General features: G+C 61.1%; 8 protein-coding genes. 4 read left to right on the forward strand and 4 right to left on the reverse strand.

The window, feature by feature from the left end:
* Nucleotides 1-139: 139 nt before the first annotated feature.
* From KY462_09125 to KY462_09135, 3 genes are read right to left on the reverse strand one after another with little or no spacing between them, the layout of a single operon-like run.
* Complete coding sequence (locus KY462_09125; protein MBW3577884.1) at nt 140-1,009, reverse strand: NAD(P)H-binding protein; 870 nt, start codon at nt 1,007-1,009, stop codon at nt 140-142.
* Nucleotides 1,006-2,247: a glycosyltransferase family 4 protein gene (locus KY462_09130; protein ID MBW3577885.1), complete on the reverse strand. Its 1,242-nt coding sequence runs from the start codon at nt 2,245-2,247 to the stop codon at nt 1,006-1,008. Before KY462_09130 ends, KY462_09125 begins: the two co-directional genes overlap by 4 nt.
* 4 nt (nt 2,248-2,251) lie before the next feature.
* On the reverse strand, nt 2,252-3,175 hold the full coding sequence (locus KY462_09135; GenBank protein MBW3577886.1) for a glycosyltransferase family 4 protein: 924 nt from the start codon (nt 3,173-3,175) through the stop codon (nt 2,252-2,254).
* A 158-nt stretch (nt 3,176-3,333) separates the two neighbouring features.
* Here KY462_09135 and KY462_09140 point away from each other — a divergent pair, with 158 nt between their 5' ends.
* The gene (locus KY462_09140; protein MBW3577887.1) at nt 3,334-5,442 is read left to right on the forward strand and encodes a bi-domain-containing oxidoreductase; all 2,109 of its coding nucleotides are present in this window, start codon (nt 3,334-3,336) and stop codon (nt 5,440-5,442) included.
* Nucleotides 5,443-5,456: 14 nt separating this feature from the next.
* On the opposite strand, the gene KY462_09145 is transcribed toward KY462_09140, so the two are convergent.
* A complete protein-coding gene (locus KY462_09145; protein MBW3577888.1) occupies nt 5,457-6,179 on the reverse strand; it encodes an FkbM family methyltransferase in 723 nt (240 codons plus the stop codon).
* A 726-nt stretch (nt 6,180-6,905) separates the two neighbouring features.
* On the opposite strand from KY462_09145, the gene KY462_09150 reads away from it, so the two are divergent.
* From KY462_09150 to KY462_09160, 3 genes are all read left to right on the forward strand, one after another.
* On the forward strand, nt 6,906-8,060 hold the full coding sequence (locus KY462_09150) for a glycosyltransferase (GenBank protein MBW3577889.1): 1,155 nt from the start codon (nt 6,906-6,908) through the stop codon (nt 8,058-8,060).
* Nucleotides 8,061-8,486: 426 nt separating this feature from the next.
* Nucleotides 8,487-9,677 carry a glycosyltransferase family 4 protein gene (locus KY462_09155; protein ID MBW3577890.1) on the forward strand — a complete coding sequence of 397 codons (1,191 nt, stop codon included), beginning with the start codon at nt 8,487-8,489 and terminating at the stop codon, nt 9,675-9,677.
* Between the two features lie 338 nt (nt 9,678-10,015).
* Nucleotides 10,016-11,230: a hypothetical protein gene (locus KY462_09160; GenBank protein MBW3577891.1), complete on the forward strand. Its 1,215-nt coding sequence runs from the start codon at nt 10,016-10,018 to the stop codon at nt 11,228-11,230.
* The last annotated feature ends 54 nt before the right edge of the window (nt 11,231-11,284 follow it).

Consider the following 11,284-nt stretch of genomic DNA (forward strand, 5'->3'; position numbering starts at 1 on the left):
AACAGTACCCGCGCCCGGTCCCCCATAGCGCCGAGGACTGTTCTCTGGGCCCGCAGGCGGATGCGGTGAGCCATCTGCGCCGGGGAGAGATGTCGAGCTGTTCGCAGAAGCAGCCCCCACTCCTCGGTCGAGGGCAACTTCACAGCAGTAGCTCGGCTTCCTGGCGGACCCCTTCCGAGAACCTGCGCGGATCGTAGCCGAGATCACGAACTGCGTCGGAGTTGTCGAATACCTTGTGTTCTTGCAGACGTAGGATCTGTTCTCCTCTTAGTCGCGGCTGCGACGAGATGCGCTCGTACATGCGGACTGTCCACGCCATCGCGCGTAGCGGCACGGGAACGAGGAATGGTTCTCGGCCAACGGCGCGGCCGGCTTCGAGGACAAGCTGTCGAAACGTGATGGCTCCAGGACCGCCAACGTCGTAGATGCGACCGACTGCGGCACTGCGCCCGAGGGCTGCCACGAGGACATCAGCGAGGTCGTCGACGTGCACGGGCTGCTGCAAACCCGTTCCACCAGCCGGTAGTGGGAAGACCGGACTCCGTTTCAGGAATCGCAGCAGCCGGGCGATGTTCCGATCCTCGGGTGTGCCGTAGATCATGGTCGGGCGCACAATGGTCCAGTCCAGCTCCGAGTTCCGGATCGCATCCTCGGCTGCTAGGCGTACCGCCTTGCTACCGGCAGGCAAGCGCGTGAATACCGAGGTTGTGGAAACGAAGACGGCGCGGCGGATGCCGGCCGTTTCCGCAGCCTCGATGATCCCCGGGGCGTGGCCGAGGCCAAGTGAGGCGACGTTCATGAGCGCATCCGCGTTCGCTGATCGAAAAGCTCTCTTCAATCCATCCGCGTCGCCGAGGTCCCCGATCAGTGGCTCAGCACGTCGAGACTCGACTTTGGACGCCGCCGTTCGGCTACGGGCGATCGCCACCACTTGGTGCCCACGCTGAACCAGCTTCGGTAAGACGTGGCCTCCGAGGAACCCGCTGCCGCCAGTGAGCAGGATCCTCACTGCAGCGCCGTATGCTCATGGACAGCGGCCTTGAGGATGTCCAGGTAATCGGCTGCCAGCTGTCGCCGGTCGAAATGCTCCTCGACGTACCGGCGGCCTCTCCGTCCCATCTCCGCCCGTCGCTCCGGGTCGTTCGCCAAGTGCATGATCGCCCTGACCAGATCCTCTACCGCCTCCGGCCGCACAACGACGGCTCCGGCCTCGCTTAAGATTTCTGCGGGCTCTCCGCGTACCGCTCCGACCACCGCCTTCCCGGACGCCAGGTACTCGAAGATCTTCGAAGGGATGAACGTCCGGAACAGCGGAACATCCTTTAGCGGTACCAGACAGATATCAGCTGCAGCAAGGATGGACGGAACCTGCTCCCGCGAGACGCCAGGATGCATCGTGACGTTTGTGAGCCCCCGTTCGTTGACCTCCTCCTCTAGCTCTCGCTTTTCGGCTCCTTCGCCGACGAGAGCCAGGTGAACGGGCTCGTCCGCGAGGCATGCCGCTGCTTCAACGACGGAATGCAGGCCGTGGGAGATCCCGTGGGCGCCGATGTAGAGGACGAGCACTTGCTCAGGTCCGGCACACAGCCACTCGCGCATGTCCGGGTCGACGCGTAGATCAGGTGAGAAAAGCGAAAGGTCAACACCGTTGCGGATTGTGTGAACCTTCGACGGATCGATGCCTCGGTCCACGATGTTCCGCTGGAACCCCTCAGTAACGACGACCACCGCGTCCGAACTACGGTACGCAGCCAGCTCCACCGCCTCAAGCGCACGGATGACGACGCGGTTCTTCAGGACACCGAGCTCCACGAAGATAGCCGGCCATAGGTCGCGTACCTCGATGATCAGACGAGCACGCTTCACGCGAGCGATCAGCCAGGCCGACAGTATCGAGAAGAACGTCGGGGACGACACCACGACGACGTCCGGATGTCCGACTCGAGACAGGCCCAGTATGACGCTGGTGATCATGAACGAGAGGTGTCCGAGCGTCTTCTTGACGACCCCCACGTTGGGTGTCGCGTAGAGCCATGTGCGGACGACCCTGTAACCGTCGATGCGCTCATCACGACGCCATGCGCCCCGGTATTCGGGCGGTACCACCCCTGTGGGATGATTCGGCATGGCGGTCAGTACCGTGACGTCGCACCCACCCTGCACCCAGTGGGCCGCCAGTTCGCTCAGGCGAGCCTGGGGCGCCCCGATCTCCGGCGGGAAGTAGTGGGTGACCACCAATACCTGCATGGCGTCATCCTCCGACAGCGGGTACGTCATCGAACACCAGGCTCGGTACGGAGAGGTACAGGACGTTGAGCACCACTGCCGAAACAACCGGTACAAGTACACCCACCAGCCCGCTCGTGCTCGCAGCGAATCCGGATGCTCCAAGCAACAGGGTGAAGGCGGCAACGACACCGGTTGTGCGAGCATGGGACCAGCCACCTCGAACCAAGCGCTGGTAGACGTGGTCTCGGTGCGGCTGGTGCCATGGGAGACCACGACGTAGCCGGGCGAGAAGGGTCCAACCAGTATCGGACAGGTACAGGCTCAGCGGCAGAACCGCAACGGCGATTCCTATCTCGGTAGCGATGATGAGCGCGCCGGCAGCCAACCAAGCACCGAAGAAGTAGCTGCCGACATCGCCGAGGAACGCACGGGCCGATGGGAAATTGAAAGGGAGGAACCCCAACGCTCCGGCCGCCACGATCGAACCGATCGCCGCAGCCGTCGAAGCACCCGTCAGCGCGCCAGCCAGAAGCCACGTTGAGCCGGCGATCGCCGCATGCGTACCGGAGATCCCGTTGATCCCGTCCATGAAGTTGAACGCGTTCACGTACCCTGCGAACCACAGGACAGAGATAACGGCGGGCACCGACAGAAGACCGTCTTGTAGAATCGCGACGCTCACCGCCACTCCGACGGCCATTTGCACAGGCAATCGCAAGCCAACCGACAGGCCTCGAGCGTCGTCCACAAAGCCCAATAAGGCGAGGACCGTTCCGGCTGCTACGACAGTCCAGAGATCCACGGCGCCTCTGCTGGCTGCGATGGCACCTACGGTGCCGCAGACGATGGCTGGCGAGAGCCCGAGTCCACGGACGACTCGTCCTTCGTGCGAGGAACGATGGTTTGGGACGTCGAACACTTCTCGGGACGACAGGAAATCGATCACGACCGGCGACAACGCTAGGGTCCCGAGCAAGGCGGCGAACCCGTACAGCGACGTCCTCCCCTCCTCACACGATCGCCTGGGCAGCGCGGCGGTCCCCCCACAGTTCGCAGTATCCTACGCACTCGCCGGCTCAGCGCTATGACGGATCGAGCGACCGCATGAAGCAGGTGTTCCAGGACCTGAAGGACGGCGCGACCAGGGTCGAAGAGGTCCCCGCTCCTGCTTCGCGGCCCGGCCACCTGCTCGTCCGCACTAATTCCTCGGTGATATCTGCTGGGACGGAGCGGATGCTCGTTGAGTTCGGACGAGCGAACGTTCTCACGAAGGCGCGCCAGCACCCGGAACGGGTACGCCACGTACTGGACAAGATGGCGACGGATGGGATCCGTCCCACCATCGATGCGGTGAAGGCGAAGCTCTCTGAACCTGTGGCGCTCGGCTACACCGCGGCAGGTGAGGTGATCGACGTTGGGAAGGGCGTTCGAAGTTTCAAGGTGGGTGATCGCGTCGCAACGAACGGGCCGCACGCTGAGATCGTTAGCGTCCCGGCGAACCTCTGCGCGGGCATCCCCGGCGACCACGTTGCGTTCGAGCAGGCCGCCTTCACGCCACTTGCAGCGGTCGCTCTTCAAGGTCTCCGTCTTGCAGAACCCACAATCGGTGAGCGCTTCGTCGTCACGGGTCTCGGACTCATCGGACAGCTCGCGGTGCAGCTGCTCCGGGTGCAGGGTTGCCAGGTCCTCGGGATCGACCATCGGAAGGAGCGGCTGCAACTCGCGGAGCGGTTCGGTGCTGCGCCGGTGGACCTGTCCGCCGGAGAGGATCCTGTTGCCGCTGCCGAAGCTTTCACAGGCGGCGCTGGCGTCGATGGGGTCATCATCGCGGCCACCACGTCTTCGAACGACCCCATCCGGCAAGCGGCGGAGATGTGCCGGAAGCGGGGCCGCATCGTGCTGGTGGGAGTCGTGGGTCTAGAGCTGGAGCGACAGCAGTTCTATGAGAAGGAACTTAGGTTCCAAGTCTCCTGCTCGTACGGTCCGGGCCGCTACGACCCGGATTACGAGGGAGGTGGTCAAGATTATCCCCAGGGGTTTGTCCGCTGGACTGCAGGACGGAACTTCGAAGCCGTGCTCGGCCTTATGGCACAGGGTCGGCTGGATGTTGCATCGCTCACTACCTCGCACCATGAGTTGGCCGATGCGGCCACCGCATACAAGGAACTCAGCGAGCCCTCGGCTATCGGCGTCCTGCTGAGGTATCCGCGGGTCTCAGGCGTTACCGAGTCGAGGACCGTCACGACAAGTTCCACTTCCCGACCCATGCCGATCCAGCGAGCCAACGGTGTCGTTGGTGTGATAGGTGCGGGCAACTACGCTCAACGCGTGCTCCTTCCGGCCCTGGCGAAGACCGACGCGCGGCTGGCCGTCGTCGCTTCGCGCGGGGGATCGGACGCCGCCCGAGCTGCGAAACGGTTCAGATTCGAGCGAGCGACCACTGACATCGACTCGCTCTTCGACGACGAGTCGATCGATACCCTCATCGTCGCTACGCGGCACGATACGCACGCGGCCCTCACGGTTCGAGGCCTCGAAGCGGGCAAGCACGTCTTCGTCGAGAAGCCTCTTGCGCTAGCACTCCAGGACGTCGACCAGATACGGAGGGTAGTCGCAGACCATCCCAACCGGATCCTCTGCGTTGGCTTCAACCGACGCTTCTCTCCGTTGACGGCTACCATGAAGCGCCTCCTCTCCATGGTCAGTCAACCGAAGACACTGATCGCCACCGTCAATGCGGGTCGGGTCCCCGACGATCACTGGACTCAGGACTTGGATATCGGCGGTGGCAGGATCGTCGGCGAGGCTTGTCATTTCATCGATCTGCTGCGGCATCTAGCGAACAACCCCGTACAGCATGTGCACAGCAGTTACCTCGATACGTCCACGAATGACACCGCCAGCATCCAGATGACCTTCGAAGACGGATCGATCGCTACTGTGCACTATGTGGCCACGGGTAGCAGGCGCTTCCCCAAGGAGCGCGTCGAAGCGTTCGTACAGGGCCGCGTTCTGCAGCTCGATAACTTCCGTGCCCTGCGTGGGTTCGGCTGGCCGGATTTCAAGCGTGAGAAGCTACGCAGCCAGGAAAAGGGCCACGCATCGTGTCTCTCGGCCTTCATCCAAGCGGTCCAGGCTGGTGGACCACCCCCCATCCCCGTCGACGAACTCCTAGAAGTGTCCGCGCTTACGTTGCATGCCGCGCAACGATGAGCAACCAAGTCACGTTAAGTCGTAGCGGATATGTCCGGGAGACACAGCAAGGTGCACAGCTCGCGTGGGACCGACGTAAGCGGCTCTGACTCGTCACCCGCCAATCGAAAAATGGCATATTGGTGCGCCCGAAGGATGTCGAGGAGGGCACCCGGTTCTGAGCCCAGATTTATAATCATTGCTGGATGGATACTTACAATCAGAGTCGGACGCGCCTCACGAAGAATCCAATTTGCCCCGTTCAGTGCATCGACTTCATACCCCTCGATATCCATTTTGATCACATCGGGTCTAAGACCACGTTGGAAGCAGAAGTCGTCTAAGCTCGTAGCTTGTTTTCTTCCATAGCCTGCGAAGCTCTCATAAGCCACCGGCGCCCCAGTCTTTCCGATCGGCTCTGGGATGATTTCAATCTGCGACGCTAGCGAATTCCGCGATGCATGACGAGCGATCTCGGACGCGAACCTGTCTAATATTTCGAAGGCAAAGACCCGGACGGACGAATGGATAGCAGCCGCCATAAGCGAGTAGTAGCCGATGTGCGCGCCAACATCGAAGACAACGGAATTGGGTGAAATCAGGTCCCGGAATACGGCAGTCTCTGCCGGCTCGTAGATTAGTTCGCCACCGACGGCATGGTTGATAAGCGTATTCGCAGTCTCCCACGATTCGCCTTCGAATACGATCTCTCGATTTGCGACCTGGACGATTGCGCGACGGGGTGCATCCTTCAGCATTCGTCGCCGGACGAATAGAGCACGATATGCGCTTCTAGGGTGACGAAGCCATGGAATAGAGCGCAATTTGCTACGGAGATTGCCTGGCACATCCTATCCAGCCATGAGCCTGCCGCACGGGAATCTACACCCGCCGAGCCATTAGCTTAGCGTATTCGGCGGGACCGCACACTAGGTGGATGACTTTCGGAATCTTGCGGGCCGTAGTCCACGAACAGCGGGGACTCGGTCAGGCGTTGGCCCAACTGCTGGTCGCCGGGTACCGTCCCGCCCCACGTCTCTAAGAACTCAAGGAGGCGTCCCTCGACGGTCTGATCGCTGGGTGCCGGTGCGACCGGTTGAGCTCGCGGGCCATCTTGCCACTAATCCGTCCGCGACGTCGAAGGCGTTTCTGATCACGCGTAGCATACAGGTCTGGGAGGCAATGCCGACCGACGCCTCAGGCGTCTACTGAAGGATCGCCGCTACCTAGTGGCTGGTCGGCTCCGACTACCGACCCTCGAAAGGGTCACGTCGGTGAAGTGCGCTACACTGGTCACTCGTTCGGATCTGGCTGCTCCGATGACGAAACGATCATCCGAACGGAGAGCAGTCGTGTTTCCCTCGCCTTGGCTGCCCTACACGTCACTCAACTTGTTGCCCCTCGAGTCGATTCGCCCAGCCTTGCCCCTTGCGAAGTAGTCGGTCGAAACAAGGACGAGAGTTCATTCGGACGGAATCGCACACATGAAGTCAGCCGCTACCCCGCAGCGTAGAATCCTGGTCAATGCCGTGGCCGCCCGGATCGGTGGCGGGGCTCGACACATCGCTAATTTCGCGGACGCGCTACGACGCGAGCTGTCTAGCGATGTCGCCATCGACGTCTTGGCGCCGCCCAGCGTCAGTCTCCCCGTTCGAGGAGTGACGCACATACCGACAGAGATACCCCAAGGCGCACATCCACGCCGGCTTAGGTGGGAGTTATGGGACGCGACACGGCTGGCTAGTACAGCTTCCGCCCTCCTGTCGCCTATGAACTTCGGCCCACCAATATTGACAGTGCCTCATGTCTTGTGGCAGCGCAATCCTACCTACTTCGATGAGGGTTACTTGCACACCTGCGACATCCGACGTCGGACTGTAGTCGCGGCCTACCGGCAATGGGCATTGCTCTGTGTCCGGCGGGCCGATGCGATCATCGTTCCTAGCCAGGCGATGCTCGACATGTTGGCCAGCTTCGTTTCAATCGATGAAAGATTCCATATCGTCCCACACGGCTGGAAGCCAACGCAACCTGCCTCCGTTCAGCTTCCCAGCGTTGCCAAGCGTTGGAGAGGGTTCGAGCCTCGACTTCTTTACGTCAGTACTCCGGCCGCACACAAGAATGTCGAGCTCCTTCCGGAGATCCTGCAACGCGTTAAGCGTGTACATCCCCATGCTGGGCTTGGCGTCACCTTCAACCAAAAGTCACAGTGGCCAGCAGTTGATCTGTTCCGAGATCGGGTGGAACGTCATCAGCTTGGGGAATCGATCGTCTACCTCGGAACGGTCGCACAAGACGCCGTATACCAACTCTACAGCGAGGCGGATCTCGTTCTTTATCCATCACTGACTGAATCCTTCGGATTTCCATTGGTTGAGGCAATGGGAGGAGGAGCGCCCATCGCCGCCAGTTCGATTCCTTCGAACCACGAGGTCGCAGCGAACTTGGCTACATACCACGATCCACAGGATCCTGACTCCGCGGGGGACGCAGCACTGCGAGCACTGGCTTCTGGAAGACCACCTGCGCTGGTGCACCGAAGAGTCGCGCGAGCCAAATCCTTTAGTTGGTCCGCGAACGCTCAGCGTGTCGTCGCTATCATCGAATCCTTGCAGCCGTCCCTCCAGTTGCGCGCTTGATGCAGGTCTCAGTCGCCAGTGCTCACCGGTTGCACATGTTCGCACAAGCAGCCCAACCTCAGCGACATGGTATGCTTCATGCGCTCTACACGCCGATGCCTCGGTCGGGCATATCCGGGATCCCGGCGGAGAGCATATGGTGTTCGCGCTAGCTTCCGTCCAAGAACGTCTGGCTCGGGTGATTTCTCGAAGCAATCGCTCGCAACCGCCGCAGGCGCTTCCGAGTTCGTGGCCGACGGAGTGCACGGGTTCCTGCTCCCCCCGCGCGACGCGGACGCCCTTGTCACAGCCTGAGCCGGCTCCGCGGTGACCCGCTGCGGCGTGAGCAGATCGGAAGCGCGGCGACGACACGAACGCGTGGAGTCGGCGGTTGGGGCACCTACGGTGACAGGATCGCATCCAGCCTTTTCCAAGGAGATTGGCAACTTGACCAAGGGGACCGAGAACAAATATCAGCTCGGCATCGTGGTCTCACACCCCATCCAGTACCACGTCCCGCTCTATCGTCGTCTGGTTGAGTCGGACGTTCTTTCACCCACTGTCCTATTCCTGAGCCGTCACGGGGTGGATCCGACGTATGACGGTGGGTTCAATCAGACGATCCGATATGACGTTGATCTTCTGGAGGGGTATCCTCACCAGTTCCTACCGAACGTCTCACCGAAGCCAGGCGTGGATCGGCCTTGGGGACTTGTGAACTTCGGCATCGCGAGGGCGATCAGACGCTACGGCTTCGATGCTGTCCTCGTTCATGGTTACGCTCACATCTCGAATTGGCTCACCTTCGGCGCCTGTGTACGACAGGGGGTACCTCTTCTCCTCCGAGGGGAGTCCCGGACAGACACGGGAAGCATCCGGCGGGGCTGGAAGCGTATGGTCAAAGACTCGCTCATCCATTGGCTTCTCGAGCGATGCGGCGCTTGCCTAGCGATCGGTCAACGCAACGCGGATTTCTATCGAATGCACGGCGTCCCACACCGGCGCATCTTTTTCTCGCCCTACTCCGTATCCAATGACTCCTTTGCGGAGGCAGGGCGCATAGGTCGCGCTTTCCGAGATCGCCGGCTCGGTGGGCTGGGACTGGATCCCCAGCGATCAACGATTTTATTCGCTGCGAAGCTGCAGCCCTGGAAGCGACCGCTCGACATGCTCCGATTAGCTCACGCATGTCCGGAGTTCAACGTCGTCATCATCGGTGATGGGCCACTGCGAGGACGACTCGCCGAGGAAGCCAGAGTGCTTCCGAACGTCCGGCTGCTCGGCTTTGTGAACCAGTCGGAGATCGGCCAATGGTACGGCGTGGCGGACGTATTTGTTCTTCCATCAGAACATGAACCGTGGGGCTTGGCCGTCAACGAGGCGATGGCTGGCGGTTGCGTTCCCGCAGTTTCTGAGGCCGTCGGGTGCGCGCCAGACTTGGTCGCTGGCGGTGCTGGACTGATATTCCCGATTGCAGGGATCGAACGCCTCGCAGATGAGCTCCGCGCGCTGATGGGGGATTCGCTGGTCCTTGGGGAGATGAAGGATAGAGCAAGAGAGAGGGTCCGCCGCTTCAGCATCGACACTACAGCGCGAGGCATCGAGCGTGCGATCGAATACGCCCAGGAGGCCAGATGAGCGCCGTAGTTTCACGCAGGATCAACCTGCGTCAAGAGGGATTGTCGCGCGAGCGGTGCTACTGGGTGAGCACGATTGGACTCACGGTACCGATTTTGGTGTCCCCCGGACTCTCTCCTACCTTTCCGATCATTGCGGCGCTGACAGTATCATTGATACTGGCTTTCTTGTTGCGGCCCAGCTTGCCAACGCTGAGTTCCGTAGCCTTCATCCTACTAGCCGCAGCCGTCGTGCGACTTAATCCAGTCGACATATCCTGGCCACTCCGGGCGTCTGGATTGGCCGCATTGGCGGTGGCATCCCTCCCATTCTTACTACTGCCCCTTCGAAGAAGCAACGTGGCACCCATAATCCACGTCTATGCGGTTGTAGCTGGCATGTATGCGTTCGCCGGCGCTATCCTTAGCTCTGAGGAGAGCTTCTTAGCCGCCCATGTCTCAGCCCAGGAGCGAGCCATGGGCACGTTGGTCTTCGCGGGCAGTCTCCTGATATCTGTGTTGGCTGCCATTTTCGTCGCTCATCGTGCGAGAATAGACTCCCACGACTGGTTGCGTACCGGGGGAGGGCTTTCCGCTCGGCGCGCATGGATAGGCGTCACGATCGGATACGTCGCTTACCTCTCGCTTCACGCAATGTCTGACGTCATTCAGCTTGGGCAGATCCCTTCACTGGCACGCTGGGCATGGATCCTGTCCTTCTTGGCGCTCCTCCTTCTCTGGCAGGACGGTCGCTTGCCCCTCCCACATCTGCTGCTGGCCCTCGTCGTCGTCGCTATCGACGTCGTCACAGGGCTTGGGACCGGCAGCCTCTATGCGGGACTACTAGCTCCGATTGCCGCCTTCTCACTGGTCGTCCATCGCTGGCGACGGGTTCCATGGATGCTGCTGGTCGCCGCGCTGGTCGCAGGGCTCGCATTGAATGCACAGAAGAGCCAGTTCAGAGTTACATATGGCGTCGGTGGTAACACCGCTGACGTTGAACTTATCCCAGCAGGCCTAGAGTTCGTCCGCAACATCCCGGAGGGGATGTCGGCCCTTGGAACCGAAGAAGGGCTATCATGGTCCGCCCGTCGATTCGCTTACTCGTCTGGCGGTTTACTAGCGGTCGTCATGGGCGACAATCGCGACCATTACGATCAGTGGGATGCCCGGACTTACGCGTTCCTACCAGTTGTGATCGTTCCTCGCGCCCTGTTTCCATGGAAGCCAGAAGCCACGTTCGGAAATGAGTTCGGCCGTGCCTTCGGACTTCTGGCCGGGAACGACTTCAGGACGTCAGCGAATCTGCCGATGGTCGCCGAGGCATACATCACGTTCGGGTGGACAGGGATCCTGACGGTTGCGATCGCGCTGGGAGGCCTCCTGGGGGTGCTATCGTTGGTTTTGCGGGGACGATCTCCTAGCGCTGTGCTTCTATCGGCGATGGCCAGCACGGTTGTGATCTCTGGGATCGAAACGGACAGTACACACGCCATAGGTTTCCTGCCGGCCATCCTCGTACTAGGAGTGCCCTTGGTCCGCTGGCTTACGCCTCTTCGCACGGAAAAGCCATGACCAAGGTTGTCCTCGTGGGCGAGAGAGTGCCCGGGGGCCTTATTCGGTCTCTTC

The organism is Actinomycetota bacterium, assembly GCA_019347675.1.
Taxonomy (GTDB): domain Bacteria; phylum Actinomycetota; class Nitriliruptoria; order Nitriliruptorales; family JAHWKO01; genus JAHWKW01.

What these genes read in the sequence shown, in the direction of transcription:
- KY462_09130 (MBW3577885.1), bottom strand. Translation starts at nt 2,247, where the DNA reads ATGCAGGTATTGGTGGTCACCCACTACTTCCCGCCGGAGATCGGGGCG.
- KY462_09140 (MBW3577887.1), top strand. Translation starts at nt 3,334, where the DNA reads ATGAAGCAGGTGTTCCAGGACCTGAAGGACGGCGCGACCAGGGTCGAA.
- KY462_09145 (MBW3577888.1), bottom strand. Translation starts at nt 6,179, where the DNA reads ATGCTGAAGGATGCACCCCGTCGCGCAATCGTCCAGGTCGCAAATCGA.
- KY462_09150 (MBW3577889.1), top strand. Translation starts at nt 6,906, where the DNA reads ATGAAGTCAGCCGCTACCCCGCAGCGTAGAATCCTGGTCAATGCCGTG.